This is a genomic window from Billgrantia aerodenitrificans, assembly GCF_021404405.1.
Classification (GTDB): Bacteria; Pseudomonadota; Gammaproteobacteria; order Pseudomonadales; family Halomonadaceae; genus Halomonas; species Halomonas aerodenitrificans.
Map to the genome: position 1 here is coordinate 271,231 of NZ_JABFTV010000004.1, position 17,330 is coordinate 288,560.

The 17,330-nt window shown below is 66.4% G+C and carries 19 protein-coding genes; 12 read left to right on the forward strand and 7 right to left on the reverse strand.

Features of this window, described 5'->3' with window-relative positions; all coding sequences use genetic code 11:
- Positions 1 to 29 precede the first annotated feature (29 nt).
- From HOP59_RS09600 to HOP59_RS09610, 3 genes are read left to right on the forward strand one after another with little or no spacing between them, the layout of a single operon-like run.
- Entirely contained in the window at positions 30 to 836 is an 807-nt protein-coding gene (locus HOP59_RS09600; RefSeq protein WP_234253752.1) for a methyltransferase domain-containing protein, read from the forward strand.
- On the forward strand, positions 833 to 1,834 hold the full coding sequence (locus tag HOP59_RS09605; RefSeq protein WP_234253753.1) for a methyltransferase: 1,002 nt from the start codon (positions 833 to 835) through the stop codon (positions 1,832 to 1,834). The genes HOP59_RS09600 and HOP59_RS09605 overlap by 4 nt, the downstream gene beginning before the upstream one ends.
- Before the next feature lie 23 nt (positions 1,835 to 1,857).
- Complete coding sequence (locus HOP59_RS09610) at positions 1,858 to 2,568, forward strand: SIMPL domain-containing protein (RefSeq protein ID WP_234253755.1); 711 nt, start codon at positions 1,858 to 1,860, stop codon at positions 2,566 to 2,568.
- A gap of 27 nt (positions 2,569 to 2,595) precedes the next feature.
- Here the strand turns inward: HOP59_RS09610 and greB are convergent, their stop codons facing one another.
- Complete coding sequence (gene greB, locus HOP59_RS09615; RefSeq protein ID WP_234253756.1) at positions 2,596 to 3,135, reverse strand: transcription elongation factor GreB; 540 nt, start codon at positions 3,133 to 3,135, stop codon at positions 2,596 to 2,598.
- A 166-nt stretch (positions 3,136 to 3,301) separates the two neighbouring features.
- On the opposite strand from greB, the gene HOP59_RS09620 reads away from it, so the two are divergent.
- From HOP59_RS09620 to HOP59_RS09655, 8 genes are all read left to right on the forward strand, one after another.
- Positions 3,302 to 3,937: a tetratricopeptide repeat protein gene (locus tag HOP59_RS09620; protein WP_103968343.1), complete on the forward strand. Its 636-nt coding sequence runs from the start codon at positions 3,302 to 3,304 to the stop codon at positions 3,935 to 3,937.
- A 129-nt stretch (positions 3,938 to 4,066) separates the two neighbouring features.
- Positions 4,067 to 4,711, forward strand: coding sequence for an NUDIX domain-containing protein (locus HOP59_RS09625; protein WP_234253758.1), 645 nt, complete (start codon positions 4,067 to 4,069; stop codon positions 4,709 to 4,711).
- 1 nt (position 4,712) lies between these two features.
- Positions 4,713 to 5,162 (forward strand): DUF1249 domain-containing protein, encoded by a 450-nt coding sequence (locus tag HOP59_RS09630; RefSeq protein WP_234253759.1) that lies wholly within the window; start codon positions 4,713 to 4,715, stop codon positions 5,160 to 5,162.
- Positions 5,159 to 5,896, forward strand: a complete 738-nt coding sequence (locus tag HOP59_RS09635; protein ID WP_234253761.1) for a phosphodiesterase — start codon at positions 5,159 to 5,161, stop codon at positions 5,894 to 5,896. Before HOP59_RS09630 ends, HOP59_RS09635 begins: the two co-directional genes overlap by 4 nt.
- A 120-nt stretch (positions 5,897 to 6,016) precedes the next feature.
- Positions 6,017 to 6,985, forward strand: coding sequence for a sulfate adenylyltransferase subunit CysD (cysD, locus tag HOP59_RS09640; RefSeq protein WP_234253763.1), 969 nt, complete (start codon positions 6,017 to 6,019; stop codon positions 6,983 to 6,985).
- Entirely contained in the window at positions 6,985 to 8,424 is a 1,440-nt protein-coding gene (gene cysN / locus HOP59_RS09645; RefSeq protein WP_234253765.1) for a sulfate adenylyltransferase subunit CysN, read from the forward strand. The genes cysD and cysN overlap by 1 nt, the downstream gene beginning before the upstream one ends.
- A gap of 153 nt (positions 8,425 to 8,577) precedes the next feature.
- A complete protein-coding gene (locus HOP59_RS09650) occupies positions 8,578 to 9,660 on the forward strand; it encodes an App1 family protein (protein ID WP_234253766.1) in 1,083 nt (360 codons plus the stop codon).
- A gap of 180 nt (positions 9,661 to 9,840) precedes the next feature.
- On the forward strand, positions 9,841 to 10,323 hold the full coding sequence (locus tag HOP59_RS09655; RefSeq protein WP_234253768.1) for a 20S proteasome subunit A/B: 483 nt from the start codon (positions 9,841 to 9,843) through the stop codon (positions 10,321 to 10,323).
- A 69-nt stretch (positions 10,324 to 10,392) separates the two neighbouring features.
- Here HOP59_RS09655 and HOP59_RS09660 read toward each other — a convergent pair whose 3' ends face one another.
- The 6 genes from HOP59_RS09660 to hemP all read right to left on the reverse strand — a co-directional run bounded on the left by HOP59_RS09660 (position 10,393) and on the right by hemP (position 16,499).
- Entirely contained in the window at positions 10,393 to 11,154 is a 762-nt protein-coding gene (locus HOP59_RS09660; RefSeq protein WP_234253769.1) for an ATP-binding cassette domain-containing protein, read from the reverse strand.
- Positions 11,148 to 12,206, reverse strand: coding sequence for a FecCD family ABC transporter permease (locus HOP59_RS09665; RefSeq protein ID WP_234253771.1), 1,059 nt, complete (start codon positions 12,204 to 12,206; stop codon positions 11,148 to 11,150). The genes HOP59_RS09660 and HOP59_RS09665 overlap by 7 nt, the downstream gene beginning before the upstream one ends.
- The gene (locus HOP59_RS09670) at positions 12,203 to 13,093 is read right to left on the reverse strand and encodes a heme/hemin ABC transporter substrate-binding protein (RefSeq protein ID WP_234253773.1); all 891 of its coding nucleotides are present in this window, start codon (positions 13,091 to 13,093) and stop codon (positions 12,203 to 12,205) included. Before HOP59_RS09670 ends, HOP59_RS09665 begins: the two co-directional genes overlap by 4 nt.
- Positions 13,090 to 14,148, reverse strand: coding sequence for a ChuX/HutX family heme-like substrate-binding protein (locus tag HOP59_RS09675; RefSeq protein ID WP_234253774.1), 1,059 nt, complete (start codon positions 14,146 to 14,148; stop codon positions 13,090 to 13,092). Before HOP59_RS09675 ends, HOP59_RS09670 begins: the two co-directional genes overlap by 4 nt.
- Before the next feature lie 13 nt (positions 14,149 to 14,161).
- Positions 14,162 to 16,153, reverse strand: coding sequence for a TonB-dependent receptor domain-containing protein (locus HOP59_RS09680; RefSeq protein WP_234253776.1), 1,992 nt, complete (start codon positions 16,151 to 16,153; stop codon positions 14,162 to 14,164).
- A gap of 85 nt (positions 16,154 to 16,238) precedes the next feature.
- Entirely contained in the window at positions 16,239 to 16,499 is a 261-nt protein-coding gene (hemP, locus tag HOP59_RS09685; RefSeq protein ID WP_234253778.1) for a hemin uptake protein HemP, read from the reverse strand.
- Between the two features lie 102 nt (positions 16,500 to 16,601).
- On the opposite strand from hemP, the gene HOP59_RS09690 reads away from it, so the two are divergent.
- Positions 16,602 to 17,276, forward strand: coding sequence for a zinc metallopeptidase (locus tag HOP59_RS09690; protein WP_234253780.1), 675 nt, complete (start codon positions 16,602 to 16,604; stop codon positions 17,274 to 17,276).
- The last annotated feature ends 54 nt before the right edge of the window (positions 17,277 to 17,330 follow it).

Below are 17,330 nucleotides of genomic sequence, written 5' to 3' on the forward strand. Positions count from 1 at the left end.
GCGCCACATGCCTTGCATCAGGTCAGGAAATGTCAGACTCCGCTCCTCTTTCGCCTGCCGGGGACCGTCATTTCGACGGCCTGGCAGACAAGTTCGCCGGCAGCCTCTACGGTGGCCCGCGCGGTGAGCTGCGTCTGGCCCTGCTCGACGAGCTGCTGCCGCGCATGCTCGTACTCGACGGCCAGCCGCTGCTGGACGTGGGCGGCGGTCTGGGTCAGCTATCCGCCTGGTTTGCCCGGCGCGGCCATGCGGTGACTCTGCTGGAGCCGGCCGGGGACATGCTCGACCAGGCTCGCCAGAACCTCGACGGCCTGCCGGTGAGCTTCGTGCAGGCGCCGCTACAGGCGCTTCCTGAACATGCCGCCGGTCCCTGGCCGCTGATCGCCTGTCACGCCGTGCTGGAGTGGCTCAATGACCCCCACGCGGCCTTTGCCACCCTGGCGCAGCGCCTCGCTCCCGGTGGCCAGCTGTCGCTGATGGTGTTCAACCGCGATGCGCTGCGCTTTTCCAACGTGGTGAAGGGCAATCTGCAGAAGGCGCTGGACGACCGCCTCGAGGGTACCGGCAAGCGTCAGCGTCTGACTCCCATCTCGCCGTTGCGCCATGAGCAGGTCGCCGCCTGGAGCCGCGAATGCGGTCTGGCGATTCGCTCGGTGGCGGGCATTCGTGTCTTTCACGACTACCTGCGCCACCCGCCGGCCAACGAGGACGACTGGCAGCGCCTGGTGGAGCTGGAGCGCCGCTACTGCCAGGCCGAACCGCACTGGCGGCTGGGACGCTACCTGCTCTATACGCTGGTCCACGACAGACGCTCGCCCGAGGAGACCCCCCGATGAGTGCGCAAACGCCGGTATGCCAGTTGCTCGAGCGTCAGGACGGCGACTATCGCGGCTGGCTGTGGGTGGCCCCACCGCGGGATGCGTGGCTCGAGCAGGGGCAGGGCAGCACCGTCAGCGCCGATCATGGCGTGCTCGAGGCCTGGCGGGAGCATGGCCGTGAGGCTTTCTCGCCGTTCGATGCCGGCGCCGTCGGCGAGCCCCCCGGGGCGGTGCTGTTCTGGCCCAAGGCTCATGCCCTGGGTGAGTGGTGGCTGCTGTGGCTGTGCGCCAACCTGCCATCGGGCACGCGCCTACAACTGGTGGGTGAGAATCAGGGCGGTATCAAGCGGGTGCTCAAGGTGCTGGCGGCGCTGGGGCTGGGCTGCCGCAAGCTCGACAGCGCGCGGCGTTGCATCCTGTTCGAGACCCGCCTCGGTGACGTCGGCATCGACCCGGATGCGGCCTGGACCACCTTCGAGGCCGAGGGGCTGGTGCTGGCCACTCATCCCGGCGTGTTCGGCCACGGCAAGCTGGATGCCGGTACCAAGCTGCTGCTCGAGCAGCTCGAGGCTGGGCTGCCGGGGCCCGAGAGGGCACGCGACGTGCTCGACATGGGCTGCGGCGACGGCATTCTCGCCGCCTGGCTGGCTCGCCGCGGCCATGCCGTGACGGCGGTGGACGTCAACGCCTTCGCCGTGGAGGCCACCCGGCGCACCCTGGCGGCCAATGGGCTGGAAGGGCAGGCTCTGGCCAGCGACGTCTACTCGGCGCTCGGCGAGAGTCGCTTTGCCGCCATCGTCAGCAATCCGCCATTTCATCAGGAGCGCAGTATCGACTACGGTCCCGCCGGACGCCTGATTCGCGAGGCGCCGGGGCACTTGCAGCCGGAAGGTGAGCTTTGGCTCGTCGCCAACGCCTTCCTGCCCTATCCCGACCTGCTCGAAAGCGCTTTCGGCGGCTTCCAGATTGTTGCCGACGACCGGAGATTTCGGGTTTATCATGCGCTCAGGCGCTAAGCCTTCAACTGAGTGATTCGGTCATGGCGGGGAATCTGCGCAGTGCAGCGGTTCTGGGTGTGCTGTTGGCGGTGGGGTTGATCGTGGGAGGCAGCTTCATCAGGCAGGCGGCCGAGGTCTGGCAGCAGTCGTCGCGCAGCGTGACCGTGCGCGGTCTGGCCGAGCGTGAGATGCCGGCGGACTTGGTGCTATGGCCGTTCAACTACAGCGCCAGCGCCGATACGCTGGGAGAGCTGGAGCGCATCCTCTCGCGCGATGAGCAGACGATTCGTGACTTTCTCGCCCAACGCGGCTTCGACCCCGAGCACGTCAGCGTGACGCCGCCGCGTATCACCGATCAGTTCAGCAATCTCTATGGCGGCCAACGCCCGGATGAGCGCTATCGCGGTGAGGCTACGCTGCTGTTGCGCTCGCCGGACGTGGCGGGGGTCAAGGCGGCAATGCCGGAGGTCACCGCGCTGGTGCGCCAGGGTGTGCTGCTGTCGCCCAACTATGAATACCGCACCGAATACCTTTTCACCGGCCTCGATGCCATCAAGCCCGAGATGATCGCCGCGGCCACCGCCGACGCACGCCGCGCCGCGCAGCAGTTCGCCGAGGACTCCGGCAGTCGGGTGGGGCAGATTCGCCAGGCCACCCAAGGTTACTTCTCCATCGAGGATCTCGACAGCTACACGCCGGACGTGAAGCGGGTGCGGGTGGTGACCACAGTGGATTACGCGCTGGAAGACTGATTCCGGCGTTTCAGATAGAGCCTGAGCTCAACTGCCCGGCGTGCGATAGGCGATATCGGTGATGATGTAGACGCTATCGCCCGCCGGGGCCCTTACCGTGATCTCATCGTCCAGCGCCTTGCCCAGCAGTGCCTTGGCCAGCGGGGCATCGACGCTGATCCAGCGCTTGGTGGTGTCGGTCTCGTCGTGGCCGACGATACGGATCTGCATCTCTTCGCCCTCTTCGTCCTCGAGGGTGACGAAGGCGCCGAAGTACACCTTGTCGGTATCCGCCGGCAGGCGGTCCACCACTTGCAGCTCGTCGAGCCGCTTGGTCAGGTAGCGGATGCGCGCGATGACCCGATTGAGCTCCTTCTTGTTGTAGGTGTAGTCGGCGTTCTCGCTGCGGTCGCCCAGCGCCGCGGCTTCGCCCACCTTGGCCGAGAGCTCCGGCCGTTTGATCCGCGAGAGATGATCGAGAATGCCGCGCAGGCGCGCCGCCCCCTCGGCGGTGATCAGATTGCTCCTGGGTTCCTGGCGCGGATCCTTGGCGGGATCGCGCCAGCGCGTCATGTTGCGGCCCTTCATGCACGGCCTCCTTGATTTGGCGAGAAGGGCAACATACGCCATTCGTCGCTAACGCGACAGTATCTCGCCGTTCGGGCTGGCGTATCATTCAAACGTTCGTTACATTTTGAGTGACGGCTCCACGCCGGGATCCAACAACAATCCTTTTCGAGAAAGGAGTCTGGACATGTTTCGACGCCAGCTACTCGCCGCCGCCCTCGGCACTGCGCTTCTGATCGCCCCCTTCACCGTTGCCCAGGCCTGGGAGAGCGAAGTCGAGGCGCTCAAGCAGCGCTGGGAGCAGATCACCACACTGCGGGCGGAAGGACAGCGCCGCCATTCGCTGAAATCGCTGTCCGACGAAGCCGAGCGGCTGGTTCAGGCCAACCCCGGCGAGGCGCAGCCGCTGATCTGGTACGGCATCATCGAGGCTTCGCACGCCCGTGAGCGCAGTGGCCTGGGCGCGCTGGGCAGCGCGCGTTCCGCCCGCGATGCGCTGGAGCGTGCCATCGAGATCGACCCCCAGGGCGGCAACGGCTCGGCCTACGTCACCCTGGGCGCACTGTACGACCGTGCCCCGGGCCGCCCCGTGGGCTTCGGCAACAGCGCGACCGCCGAGCGCATGTTCCAGCGCGCGCTGCAGATTCGCCCCGACGGTATCGACGTCAACTACTACTACGCCACCTTCCTCGAGGACGAAGGCCGGCGGGACGAGGCGCGCGAGCATGCGCAGCGTGCCGTAGACGGCACAGCCCGCGAGGATCGTCAGGCCTCGGACGAGGCGCTGCGCGAGCAGGCCAGGGCGCTTCTTTCCCAGCTCTGATTCCCATCGCTTCGAGTCCGACACCCGCCATGCGCTTCGACTGCGAAGCGCATGGCGTCGGCAGGCACCGCTTGGCATTCCCGGCTCCGCTCACGATAATGGTCGCCATTCGCAGACTCGGAGGCCTGCATGACCGACAATCACGATAGCGGCCGGGATGCCGCCCGCCTGCCCGCCTTCAGCGGTGCCGATGTCGAGCTGATCGAGCGTCGCTGCCTGCATCGGGGCTTCTTCCGGCTCGACGAGGTGCACTTGCGTCATCGCCTGTTCGAGGGCGGCTGGAGCCGTGAGATGACGCGTGAAGTGCACGTGCGGCACGATGCCGTGGGCGTGCTGCTCTACGACGTCGAGCGCGATTGCGTGGCACTGGTGGAGCAGATCCGCGCCGGTGCATTGGGCGATCCGGAATCGCCGTGGAAGCTCGAAATCGTCGCCGGGCTGGTCGAAGCGGGCGAGAGCGCTGCCGAAGTGGCACGCCGCGAGGCCATGGAGGAAGCCGGCTGCACGGTCGATGAGCTGATCGAGCTGCACACCTACTATCCCAGTCCCGGTGCCTGCACGGAGCGGGTCACGCTGTTCTGTGGCTTGGTCGACTGCGAAGGGCTGGGCGGTGTGCACGGCCTGGACGAGGAACATGAAGACATCCGCGTCCACGTGTTACCGTTTACTCGGGCCTGGGAACTCTTGCAGGCCGGAAGACTCGACAATGCCATGTGCCTGGTTGCCTTCTACTGGTTGGCGGCCGAACGGGCATCTCTACGAGCAAGGGGGTAGCGTGGCGAGAACCGCCTATGTCACCGATCTGAAAGGCCTGCAGGGCGAATGCAGCGCCAACTACCTGCGCCTGACCCGGCTGCTGGGTGACCTTGGCGCGGGCGAGACGCGCGAACTGGAGCTGACCGGCCAGCGCGGCCGCTTCGGCACCCTGTGGCTGTCGGTGCTCGAGCTGGCGCCCTATACCACCATTGCCCGGGTCAGCCAGAGCAGCCTGATGGATGGCGTCATCGAGCCGCCACGCATGCGGGTGCACCTCTATCACGACGTGCGCATGGCCGAAGTCACCGACTTCCAGCGCGAGCGCCATTTCAACGGTCGCTATCGCTATCCCAACGTGCGCATGTACCAACCCGACGAGAAGCTGCAGCTCAACCGCTTTCTCGGTGAGTGGCTGGCCCACGGCCTGGAGCACGGCCATCCCACCAATCTGACGGAACTGCCGGGATGACACGCCTGGTACAGCTCACCGATTGCCACTTGCATGCCGATCCCCACGCCCGCTCCCGCGCCGGCTTTCCGCTGCGCCAGCTCGAAGCCGTGGTGGAAGCGATTCGGACCGAGCGTCCGGATATCGTCATCGTAAGTGGCGACATCAGCCAGGATGAGACTGCAGCCTCCTACGAACATGCCCATCGCGTTCTATCGACGCTGGAGTGTCCCTGGTTCTGGCTGGGTGGCAATCACGACCGCCAGGAGCTGATGAAGGACCTCAAGGCCATTCACGATGACATCGATCTGGGCGATTGGCGGTTCGTGGTCGCCGATACCTGCGTCAAGGGTCATGCTCACGGTGAGCTGGGGCAGGAGCGGATCGGTCAATTGGTCGAGCGGCTGGCGGAAGAAGAGCGCCCCACGCTGCTGGTCATGCACCATCCGCCGCTTGCTGTCGGTTCGGCCTGGCTCGACGGGATCGGACTCAAGGACAGCGATGCCCTGTGGCAGGCCTTGCTGCCCTTTCCGCAGGTCAAGGCCATTCTCTGCGGGCACGTGCACCAGGCCTTCGTCGGTCGGCAGCCGCTAGAGCAGGGCGAGGTGACGGTCTATGGTTGTCCCTCCACCACCGACCAGTTCCTGGCCGGCTCTGACGACTTCGCCATCGACGAGGCATCACGCCCGGGCTATCGGGTGTTCGACATCCACGGCGACGAGTGGCTGACTTGGATCGAGCGCGTCGATATCTAAAGCTTCGATTCGTTTTTGATCTAAAAAGATAGGTAATCATTCTTTTACGTTATTATCGACCCGGCGTTACCCTGTCCGCATGATTCTTACTGCCCATCGTCATGCGAGGTACCCGGGCCGATGACCAGTCTCAAAGCTCCCGAGCAACAGCCGGTATCCCAGGCGGCCGACAAGAGCGTCGTGTCGCCACGCCGGCTGACCCACCTGCAGCAACTGGAAGCCGAGTCGATCCACATCATCCGCGAGGTGGCCGCCGAGTTCCGCAACCCGGTAATGCTCTATTCCATCGGCAAGGACTCCTCGGTGATGCTGCATCTGGCGCGCAAGGCCTTCTTCCCCGGGCCGCCGCCGTTCCCGCTGATGCACATCAACACCACCTGGAAGTTCCGCGAGATGATCGCCTTCCGCGACCGCATGGCCGGTGAGGTGGGCATGGAGCTGATCGAGCACATCAACGAAGAGGGACGGGCTGCCGGCATCAACCCCTTCGATCACGGCTCCAGCGGTTACACCGACGTGATGAAGACCCAGGGGCTGAAGCAGGCGCTGGACAAGTACGGTTTCGATGCCGCCTTCGGCGGTGCTCGCCGCGACGAAGAGGCCAGCCGCGCCAAGGAGCGGGTCTTCTCCTTCCGCGACAAGTTCCATCGCTGGGACCCCAAGAGCCAGCGTCCCGAGCTGTGGAACCTGTACAACGCCCGGGTCAACAAGGGCGAATCGATCCGCGCCTTCCCGCTCTCCAACTGGACCGAGCTGGATATCTGGCAGTACATCTACCTCGAGCAGATCCCCATCGTGCCGCTCTACTACGCCGCCCCGCGTCCGGTGGTGGAGCGCGACGGCATGCTGGTGATGGTCGACGACGAGCGCCTGCCGCTGGCCCCTGGCGAAGTACCGGAGGAGAAGTGGGTGCGCTTCCGTACCCTGGGCTGCTACCCGCTGACCGGCGCGGTGGAATCCAAGGCCGACACGCTGCCCGAGATCATCCAGGAGATGCTGCTGACCCGCACCAGCGAGCGCAGCGGCCGGGCCATCGACCATGACCAGGCGGGCTCGATGGAGAAGAAGAAGCGCGAGGGCTATTTCTGATGGCACATCAATCGACACTGATCGCCGACAACATCGAGCAGTACCTGCACGAGCACGAGAACAAGGACCTGCTGCGCTTCATTACCTGCGGCAGCGTCGACGACGGCAAGTCGACCCTGATCGGTCGGCTGTTGCACGACTCCAAGATGATCTTCGACGATCACCTGGCGGCGTTGACCCGCGACTCCAAGAAGAGCGGCACCACCGGCGATGCCGTGGACCTGGCGCTGCTGGTCGACGGTCTGCAGTCGGAGCGCGAGCAGGGCATCACCATCGACGTGGCCTACCGCTTCTTCTCCACTGACAAGCGCAAGTTCATCATCGCCGACACCCCGGGGCACGAGCAGTACACCCGCAACATGGCCACCGGCGCCTCCACCGCCAACCTGGCGATCATCCTGATCGACGCCCGTTACGGCGTGCAGACCCAGACCCGGCGTCACAGTTTCATCGCCGACCTGCTGGGCATCAAGCACCTGGTCATCGCGGTGAACAAGATGGACCTGGTGGGCTTCGACGAGGCGCGCTTCGACGAGATCGTCGCCGACTACCGGCGCTTCGCCGAGCAGCTCTCGGTCAACGACCTGCGCTTCGTGCCGATGTCGGCGCTGGAAGGCGACAACGTGGTCAACCGCAGCGACCGCACGCCCTGGTACCGGGTCGCGGGCGAACAGGGACCGGCACTGCTGGAGCTGCTGGAAAGTGTCGAGGTCAGCCGCGACCGCAACCTCACCGATCTGCGCTTCCCGGTACAGTACGTCAATCGCCCCAATCTCGACTTCCGCGGCTATGCCGGCACCCTGGAAGCCGGTGTGCTGCGCCCGGGGCAGGCGATCAAGGCGCTGCCTTCGGGCAAGACCAGTCGGGTCGAGCGTGTGGTGACCTTCGATGGCGATCTGGACGCAGCGTGGCCGGGTCAGGCGGTGACCGTCACCCTGGAGGACGAGATCGACATCTCCCGCGGCGACTGGATCGTCGCCGAGGACGCCGAGGTCACGCTGACCAACGCCTTCGATGCCGACATCGTCTGGATGCACGAGCAGCCGCTGACGCCGGGCCGGCAGTATGACATTCGTCTGGCCGGCCGCTCGGTGGCCGGTCGTGTGGAAGCCATTCACCATCAGGTGGACGTCAACACTCTGGAGCGTCACGCTGCCGACCGGCTCGAACTCAATGCCATCGCTCGCTGCCGGGTCGAGCTGACTGCGGAGGTGCCACTCGACAGCTACGACCAGAGCCCGGGCACCGGCAGCTTCATCGTCATCGACCGGCTCTCCAACATCACCGTCGGCGCGGGCATGGTGCGAAGTACTGCCGAGGCGGGGGGAGGCAGCGGTCATCAGGTGGATTGGGCCGCCTTCGAGCTCGAGCTCAATGCGCTGGTGCGCCGCCACTTCCCGCACTGGGAGGCGAAGGACGTGCGTGACCTGCTGCGTTGACCGAGCGTAACTAAGCAATACATAGGCGGTTGATTCTGCTGAAACATCCTCCACACTATAGACAGGGTCCGGCGTAAGCCGGACCCTGTCGAGTTTCAGGGAGGAAACGATGACGTATTGCCAGGATCGGCTGTGGTTGATTCGGAGGGGCCCATGAGCGGTTTTCTCCGGCGTCTGCTGCACATCGCTGCCCGCCCCATGCGGCGCGACCGCGGGCAGGGTGGCTACGTGGTGCACCCCTATCGTGGTTATGGCTCACGGCATGAGGTGCTGCTGATGGGCCGGGTGTTTCGTCAGGCCGCGCTGGGTGACGTGATACCTCGCTACGGCGTACTGCGCGATCTGGCCGATGTGATTCGGCGAGTCTTTCGCCGCGGCCTGCCGCAGGTCACCGTCGAGGTCACCCTGGGGGACAACGTCACCACCGTGTCCACCGACCGTGACGGCTACTTCGACGTACTCCTGCCTATCGAGCACCCCCTGCCCCAAGACAGCGCCTGGCACCATGCGGAACTGCACGTGGTGTTGCCGGGGGTGGAGCCGGTGCAATCGTTCACCGAGGTGTACATTCCGCCGGCTGAAGCCGACCTGCTGGTGATCAGCGACATCGACGACACGGTGATGTACACCGGGGTGGCCAACAAGCTGCGCATGTTGCACCGTCTGTTCGTCAAGCAGGCCCATCAGCGCATGGCCTTTCCCGGCGTGGCGGCGTTCTATCAGGCGCTGCACGTGGGCCGTAGCGGCAAGGCTAAAAGGCCGATTCTCTACGTGTCGCGCGGCCCCTGGAGCATCTACGAGATGCTCGAGGAGTTCTTCCAGCTCAACCGTATTCCCGTCGGGCCGATACTGTTCCTGCGCGAGTGGGGCATCTCCTGGCGCAAACCCTGGCCGCGTCGCGCGGAAGACCACAAGTACGACCTGATCCAGCACATGCTGGAGATGCGCGATGAGCTGCCCTGCGTGCTGATCGGCGACAGCGGGCAGCACGACCCGGAAGTCTATGCGCGGATCGTGCACGAATACCCCGAACGCATTCGTGCGGTCTACATTCGCCGGGTCGAACGCAAGCCTGACCGTGAACGCGCCATTCATGCGCTGCGCGAAGAGATCCGTCATACCGGCTGTGATCTGGTGCTGGCCGAGGACAGCGCCACCATGGCCGAGCATGCCTGCGCTCAGGGGCTGATTGCCGAGGAGGGGCTTGAGCAGGTGCGCCGGACGTCGCAGTCTTAGGTTGTACTCAGGGACTGATCTGGCGCTGTCCTGGGCGCTACTACATCGCTTTGGTGGGTTACAAATCCGTTATTCTGTGTGTCGATTTCTTGCGTATTTCGCTCCTACCCTGCGCCTGATGCAAGGGCCTCGTTTAAATCTCGTTGAGGCCCGCGCCCTTCATCACCCGAGGTATCCAGCATGACCACAATCGTATGGGATGGAACGACGCTTGCGACGGATTCGCTGATCAGTGTCAACGGCTCGACTTACAACCATGCGCAGAAGCTGTTCCAGCTCGACAACGGCGAGTGGGTTGCCTTCGCCGGCGAGCAGCAGGAGTGGTGGGAAGTGCTGGAATGGCTCCAGGCCGGGGCGCCGCGTAACGACAAGCCGAACGTCAGCCGGGTCGAGATGATCATCGCCGGCCCCGAGGGTGTCTTCGAGATGTTCAACAAGCTGGTACGCATTCCCGTCAATGGCCCCGTCGCCTACGGCACCGGCTGGAAGTGGGCGCTGGCTGCCATCGACCACGGCAAGAGCGCCGTCGAGGCGGTGCAGTACGCCATCGGCCGCGATCACGACAGCGGTGGTGAGGTACAGTCGGTCACGCCCAGGGTCAAGGCCTCGGTGGCCTTCGACGCCCTGATGCGCGACGTCGAAGCGACCCCCGTCACGACCTGAAGCGCTGTTTTGCATACGCCGCCCCGGCCCTTGGCCGGGGCGGCGGCGTTTGGGCGATGGCGATTGAGTTCAGGGCGCCAGCAGTACCAGCGGTGAGCCATCGTCCTGACGGCTACCCACCGTCAGCTCGGCTTCGAAGACCCGGGCCAGAGTGCGACCGTCTAGCACTTCGGCCGGCGTGCCCGCGGCAATGCGGTGGCCGCGCTCCAGCAGCCAGACGCGATGGGCATAGCGCGCCGCCAGGTTGAGATCGTGCAGCACGCAGGCGATGGCCAGTCGGTGTGCCTGTGCCAGGTGGCGCAGCAGACGCATGAGGCGTTGCTGCTGGCCGATGTCCAGGGCGCTGGTGGGCTCGTCCAGCAGCAACACCTGGCCCGGTTCGGTCTGCTCGCTGCGTCCCAGGCCCAACTGGCACAGAGCACGGGCGATCATCACCCGCTGGGCTTCACCGCCCGAAAGGCTCATGGCGCCGCGTTCGGCCAGCGCTTCGAGGTCGAGCAGGGCCAGTACCGCGTCGATTTCCGACGCAGTGGCTGCGCTGCCCAAGGCCACCAGCTCACGCACCGGCCAGTCGAAGCCCAGGGTGAGGCTCTGGGCCACCAGCGCCCGGCGTCGGGCCAGGGCGGCGGGCTCCCAGCCCGACAGCGGCGTGTCGTCCAGACAGACGGAGCCACGCTCGGGGCGGCGAAAACCGGAAAGCAGCGACAGCAGGGTGCTCTTGCCGGCGCCGTTGGGCCCGACGATGGCGAGCAGCTCCCCCGGCTGCAGACTATCGCTGAACGGGGCGAGGGTGGGCGGTCGGGCGAAGCCGGCCTCGATCAGACTCAGCATCGCGCTCTCCGCTTCAGCAGCAGCCACAGGAAGTAGGGGCCACCCAGCAGACTGGTGAGCAGCCCTACCGGTACCTCGGCCGGACTCGCCAGGGTGCGAGCCAGGGTGTCGGCCACGATCAGCAGCAGGGCGCCGCCCAGCATCGAGGCGGGCAGCAGCAGGCGATGCCCTGGCCCCAGCCATAGGCGCAGGCAGTGGGGCACCAGTAGACCGAGAAAGCCGATGATCCCGGCCAGCGCCACGCACAAGCCAACCCCCAACGCGGTGGCCACCACCACGTGGCGCTTGAGTCGCGGTGCATCGAGCCCGGCGCCGTGGGCGGTCAGCTCGCCGAGCTGCAGCAGGTCGAGCCCGCGGGCGCAGCGCAGCAGCCACCATAGCGCCGGTGGGATGCCTATCAGAGCACCAAGGGTGGCGCTCCATAGCGCGTGTGAGAGGCTGCCCATACCCCACAGACTGAGCTGGCGCAGCTGCTCGTCGCTGGCGATGAAGGCCATCACACCGCCCATGGCTCCCGCCAGGGTATTGATCGCCAGCCCCGCCAGCAGCAGGGTGAAAAGTGCCTCCTGGCCGTGCTGGCGCTGGCCCAGGGCGAACACCAGCACGCATACGCCGAGCGCACCGAGAAAGCCAGCCAGGAACTGTCCATAGAGCCCGAGACTGCTGCCGGCACCGCCCAACAGTACGATCCACAGCGCCACGGCCAGGCCGGCGCCACTGGCCAGGCCCAGCAGGGTAGGGTCAGCCAGCGGGTTGCGAAACAGTCCCTGCATGGCCGCGCCGCTGCCGGCCAGCATGGCGCCGACCAGCGCCGCCAGCAGCAGCCGTGGCAGGCGCAGTTGCCACCATACCTGCCAGGCCAGCGGGCTGGGCCACTCGCCGAGCAGTACCCGGGGCGAGAGCCCGACGCTGCCGCTCATCGCCGCCACCAGCAGCGCCGCCAGTACCGCCAGGCCCAGCAGGGCGAGCACCTGACCGGGCGAGCGAGGCTGCTTTCGCCGCCCTTCCACCCGGCGTCGCCAGGGTCCGGCCAAGGGCAGGGTGCGACTCATGACGCTACTTCCCCGCAGGCGGCCCCGGCGCGCTCTTGTTCTCCATGAAGCACCTCGTACAGCGCCATCAGTGCGGCAGGCGTACGCGGCCCGAAGCCGAGCAGTGCCTGATCGTCGCAGACGATGAGGCGTCGCTCGCGTCCGGCCGGGGTCATGGCCAGGCCGGGAAGCTGCCACAGCCTGGCCGCGCCGCCGATGCCCTCGAGTCCGCTGCGGGTCGCGATCACCACCTCGGGCGCCACGTCGACCAGGGCTTCCGCCCCCACCGCCTTGTAGCCGTTGAAGCCGGTGAAGGCGTTGCGTCCCCCGGCCGCTTCGATCACGGCCTGACCGGCGGTGTCGCGTCCCGCTGCCATGGGCGTCATGCCGCTGTGGCTGAGCAGGAACATCGCACTTGGTGGCGGTTCGGGCGCATCTTCACGCAGCTCGGCAAGCTGGGCGAGCTGTGCTTCGATGTCGGCGACCAGCGCTTCGCCGTCGGCCGTGCGGCCGAGGGCATGTGCCACCGCAAGAATCTTGTCGGGCAGCGAGGCAAGATTGGCGCCTTGCTCGATGCGCACCACGTCGACGCCCACGGCTTCGAGCTGGGCCAGTACTTCCCGCGGCCCGGCCGCGGCGGCAACGATCAAGCGCTGTGGAGCGAGCGACAGGATGCCTTCCGCTGCCAACTGCCGCAGGTAGCCTACCGAGGGCAGTGCAGCCACGCTCTCGGGATACTGGCTGGTGTCGTCGCGTCCCACCACGCCTTCCAGTGCATCGAGGGCAGCGAGGATCTCAGCCACGTCGCTGCCGATCACTACGGTGCGCGGCGGTGCGGCAGACGCCTGCATGTGCCAAATGAGCAAAGCCAGGCTGGCCAGCCACGGCAGCCAGGACGGTAACCTCATGCCGCGGCCTCGCGGGCATCTAGGCCGTCCAGCAGCTGACGCCATTCAAGGCGTTCTCCTTGGCCCTCGCAGCGCTCGGCGTAGATCTGCAGTACCAGCCCGCCCTGGGCATCGAAGGCCTCGAGGCTGGTCACGCCGCCATCGCGATTGGGCTTGTGCACCTGCCACACGCGGGCGATGTTGGCATCGTCCAGGTGCAGGGTGAAGTCCTTGCCGAACAGGTTCAGCCAGCCGCGCATGCGCTGCGGTGCCGGGATCTTGCCGGTGCGGATCTGTACGCAGCCCGGGCTGGCCACGAACAGCATCAGCGGCAGCTCGCCGCTGGCGGCCTCGCTCAGCACCGCTTCGCAGGCGCCGGGGCGCAGCGCCCGGGTGAAGCGGCCCTCCATCAGGGCGTTGGCCTCGTGGCGACGCAGTTGGTGGCGGTTCAACAGGCCGAAGAATTGATGCACGTCGCTCATCTGCGCCCACTCCTCGGCCAGGGTGGGCACAGTCGGCAGGGCGCGTGGCAGCGGCTCGGCAGCCTGGGTGAAAGCGGGCTCCTGCGTGCTGCCCAGTGCTTGCAGTTCCTGCCAGGTTCTGGGGGGTTCCGCTGCCAGCGAGAACAGCTTGTGCAGGGCAATGCCATGACGATCGAAGATCTGCACGCTCAGGCGCTGGACGGTGCCGCTCTCCTTGTTAGGCATGCGGTCGCGGATCAGGCAGGCCCAATGCCACTGGCTCAGGTGCAGGCGCAGATCCAGCCCGCCCGGGGCGAGCAGCAGGCCAGCCTGCTCCGAGCCGCGCAGGGTCGGGTAGATCCCCTGCTGTTCGAGTACCGCGTGGCGTGAGCGGGTCAGCGCCTTGACCTCGCCCAGTTGGTGAAAACGCGAGGCCAGCGCATGGGGCGACAGCGGCAGGGTGAACACGTCGCGGCCGAGGCGGGCGGCCTGCAGCTCACCCTCACTGATGTCCAGGCGCCGGGCGATATCCAGCGCCGGCAGGTGAGGGGTGGCCTCGCGGGCGGCGTCGAGGGCGTCGAGGATGGCTTGGCGGGTTTGGGTCGAAGCGTTCATGCGTATCTCCTTGTCACCATTGAAGGCTGACGTTGGCGAGCAGGCTGCGTCCGTCGCCGAGGTTGCCGTCGGGGCGGTACCACTCCTTGTCGGCAACGTTGCGCAGCTTGAGCGAGGCGGAAAGCAGCGGCGAGAACTGCCAGGCGAGCTGCACGTCGTGCAGGCCGTAGCCGGGCAGCGCTTCGTCTTCGCCCTGCTTGTCGAAGGAGCGGGCGAAGCGGCCGCGCCAACCCAGAGTCAGGTCGGGGCCGGACAGGTGGTAATCGAGGCCGGTAAGCGCTTCCAGCGGGGTCAGACTGCCGAGTGGGTCACCGCTGTCGCGGTCGTGACCGCTCACTTCGGCCAGGCCCAGGAAGGCCGTGACGGGTGTGTCCGAAGGCGACCAGTCGAGGCGGGCGTCATAGCCCCACAGCCGGGCGCGGCTGACGTTGGTGGCCCGGGTGGTGCCGGCGAAGATGTCGACCTCGGTGTCGATGAAGTCCTCGGCACGGGTGTCGAAATAGCTGGCACGCAGGCCCCAATCGCCGAAGTGCCAGGCCAGGCCGCTCTCCCAGCTCTTGCTGGTTTCCGGACGCAGGTCGGGGTTGGGTACCCAGAAGTTGTCGGGCACACAGACGAAGGGGCCCATGCAGAAGCCGCCGAAGTGGCGCTCGTCGGCGTAGAGCTCGGAAAGCGTGGGGGCGCGGAAGGCCTCGGCATAGCCGCTGTAGAGCATCAGATCGCCGCTGGGGCGCCAGGCCAGTCGCAGGCGTGGCGAAACCCGGCTACGGTCGCTCTCGCGGCCCTGGCTGTCTTCGGCGCGGTAGCCGTCGTGGCGGGCGCCGAGCCCGAGATCGAACTCGCCGATGCCGCCCTGGTCGAGATAGCGACCCACCGTCAAGGTGTCGTCGAGATAGAGCGCAACGCTGTCGATGTCGGCTTCGGGGAAGCCCGAGGCCGTGCCGCCCGGGCGCTGGGTGGCGCGGCTCGCCTCGGCGCCGAAGGCCAGCGTCTGCGACAGCCAGCCGTGATCCAGGCGGTGGTAGCCGTCGCTCTGCACGCCCAGGCGCTCCAAAGTGCGCTCCGCCGTAGGCTCCTCGATCTGCTGACGGCTCAAGGTCAGGCGAGTGTCGATCTGGGTTTCCGGTGCCGGCGACCAGCGGTGACCCAACTGCAGGTTGTCGCTGGTGGTGTCGCGGTCGCGCAGCTCGCTCTCGATCACCAACTGCTGGGGGTTGGGCGGCTGGTTGGCGTCTTCGGCATAGTGCTGCCAACTGGCGAACAGGCGGTGGTCGTCGTTGAGCTGCCAACCACCCTTGGCCAGCAGACTGTCGAGGCTGGCATCTTCCGGTGTGGTCTGACCGCCGGCGCGGCGGATGTCGCCGGACTCGCTGCGGCCCAGGGCGAGCAGGCCGTCGAGGCTGCTGCCGTCGGCCAGATCGCGCCTGCCGAACAGGCTCAGCGTGACGCCGAGCTCGTCGTTGGCGGTGGCGCCGCGCAGCGAAAGCCGCACGCCGCTGTTTTCACCCGGGCGCAGCAGATCCGCGGCGTCCACCGTCTCGAAGCTGACCACCCCGCCCATGGCGTTGCTGCCGTAGAGGCTTGACAGCGCACCGCGGGCCACCTGCACCTCGCGCAGCAGCGCAGGGTCGAGATAGAAGTTGCCGAGATGGCCGGTATTGATGTCCTGGCGCACGCCGTCGAGGCGTACCAGCACGCCGTTCCTGCCGAAGCCGCGCAGGCTCAGGGTCTGGCCGTTGCGCCGCCCCTGGCCGGCCACATGCAGGCCGGGCTGGTCGGCAAGGATGTCCTCGACCCGAGAAGCGGAGGCCAGTGTAGGGTCGTGGCGATCGATGGTGTCGACGATCAGCGGGGCGAAGAAGGTATCCGCGGGGGTGCGCGTGCCCGTTACCACCAGGGGCGCAAGGTCGGGCACGCTGGCCGGCCCGGTGGGCGTCTGGGCCAGGGTGATAGGTGACAGTACCAGCAGCGCCAGGGCGCCGGTGCAGCTCGATGCTCGCTTCATGTTCCTGAAGTTCCCTTGTCGTATCAGGCGATGAGCGGCTGGCTGGGTGGCGAAGGCTACCTGGCTGGCGTTCTTCTCGTCGAAGTTATGAGGTCAGTATCAGTTTTCCATTACGCGTTTCGCGCAGTTGGTAACGCTTGCCGCGATGCTCGATGATCAATTGGCCGCGCTCGTCGAGCAGCGCGCTGCTGGTGACGTAACCGGGTTGGCCCGCTGGATCGAACGGCTCAGCGGCCTGCGCGCGGGCCTTGGTCGGATCGGGGGAGGTTGCGCACATGGTGTCGGCCTGAATGGGTTGTTGTATCAAACGCGAATAATTATTGTTTGTGGCATGGGGCAGCGTCAAGTACCGGTGTCAGTAACGGCATCAAGACCTGGGGCGACGCATGAACCCGAAACGGGTAGGCTTGGTCCAAATTCGAGACGCTGAAGCGAGATCCCAAACGCCATGATCGTGCTGCTGATCGCCTTTCTGCTGGCTATCTTCGTGCTGCCCAACGTCTGGGCCAAGTGGGTGCTGGCGCGCCATGCCAAAGGGCGGGACGACTATCCCGGCACTGGCGCCGAGCTGGCCGACCATCTGCTGCGACGCCTGGGCATCGAAGGGGTCAAGGTGGAAATGACCGAGCAGGGCGATCACTACGACCCGGAGGCGCGCCGGGTACGGCTCTCCCGCGAGCACTACGAAGGCCGCTCGCTCACCGCAGTGACCGTGGCCGCCCACGAGGTCGGCCATGCCATTCAGCATCACGAAGGCTATGCGCCGCTGATCGCCCGGTCGCGCATGGTGGGGGTGGCGCACCGGGCCGAGAAGATCGGCGCACTGCTGATGATGGCCGCTCCCTTCCTGTTCATCCTGACCCGCCTGCCGGGGGGGCTGGCCATGGTGATCGTCATGGCGGTGATCAGTTTCGGCACCGCAGCGCTGGTGCACCTGGTAACCCTGCCGGTGGAGTTCGACGCCAGCTTCAATCGCGCCCTGCCGCTGTTGCGCGAGTACGTGCCGCCTTATGACATGCCCGGCGCTCGCCATGTGCTCACGGCCTGCGCCTTCACCTACGTGGCAGCCTCGTTGGCGAGCATCCTCAATCTGGGGCGCTGGCTCGTGATTCTACGGCGCTGACCCTTCCAAACCTTGAGCGTAAGCGGGAGCGGTTTCTACAGTTTTGGGACAGTC

Excerpts from the sequence above, each read along its gene's own strand:
- HOP59_RS09610 (WP_234253755.1), top strand. The coding sequence starts at position 1,858 with ATGGCGGGGAATCTGCGCAGTGCAGCGGTTCTGGGTGTGCTGTTGGCG.
- HOP59_RS09690 (WP_234253780.1), top strand. The coding sequence starts at position 16,602 with ATGATCGTGCTGCTGATCGCCTTTCTGCTGGCTATCTTCGTGCTGCCC.
- HOP59_RS09650 (WP_234253766.1), top strand. The coding sequence starts at position 8,578 with ATGAGCGGTTTTCTCCGGCGTCTGCTGCACATCGCTGCCCGCCCCATG.
- HOP59_RS09665 (WP_234253771.1), bottom strand. The coding sequence starts at position 12,206 with ATGAGTCGCACCCTGCCCTTGGCCGGACCCTGGCGACGCCGGGTGGAA.
- HOP59_RS09625 (WP_234253758.1), top strand. The coding sequence starts at position 4,067 with ATGACCGACAATCACGATAGCGGCCGGGATGCCGCCCGCCTGCCCGCC.
- HOP59_RS09670 (WP_234253773.1), bottom strand. The coding sequence starts at position 13,093 with ATGAGGTTACCGTCCTGGCTGCCGTGGCTGGCCAGCCTGGCTTTGCTC.
- HOP59_RS09680 (WP_234253776.1), bottom strand. The coding sequence starts at position 16,153 with ATGAAGCGAGCATCGAGCTGCACCGGCGCCCTGGCGCTGCTGGTACTG.
- cysN (WP_234253765.1), top strand. The coding sequence starts at position 6,985 with ATGGCACATCAATCGACACTGATCGCCGACAACATCGAGCAGTACCTG.
- HOP59_RS09605 (WP_234253753.1), top strand. The coding sequence starts at position 833 with ATGAGTGCGCAAACGCCGGTATGCCAGTTGCTCGAGCGTCAGGACGGC.
- HOP59_RS09675 (WP_234253774.1), bottom strand. The coding sequence starts at position 14,148 with ATGAACGCTTCGACCCAAACCCGCCAAGCCATCCTCGACGCCCTCGAC.
- HOP59_RS09600 (WP_234253752.1), top strand. The coding sequence starts at position 30 with ATGTCAGACTCCGCTCCTCTTTCGCCTGCCGGGGACCGTCATTTCGAC.
- HOP59_RS09620 (WP_103968343.1), top strand. The coding sequence starts at position 3,302 with ATGTTTCGACGCCAGCTACTCGCCGCCGCCCTCGGCACTGCGCTTCTG.
- HOP59_RS09660 (WP_234253769.1), bottom strand. The coding sequence starts at position 11,154 with ATGCTGAGTCTGATCGAGGCCGGCTTCGCCCGACCGCCCACCCTCGCC.
- HOP59_RS09635 (WP_234253761.1), top strand. The coding sequence starts at position 5,159 with ATGACACGCCTGGTACAGCTCACCGATTGCCACTTGCATGCCGATCCC.
- HOP59_RS09655 (WP_234253768.1), top strand. The coding sequence starts at position 9,841 with ATGACCACAATCGTATGGGATGGAACGACGCTTGCGACGGATTCGCTG.
- greB (WP_234253756.1), bottom strand. The coding sequence starts at position 3,135 with ATGAAGGGCCGCAACATGACGCGCTGGCGCGATCCCGCCAAGGATCCG.
- cysD (WP_234253763.1), top strand. The coding sequence starts at position 6,017 with ATGACCAGTCTCAAAGCTCCCGAGCAACAGCCGGTATCCCAGGCGGCC.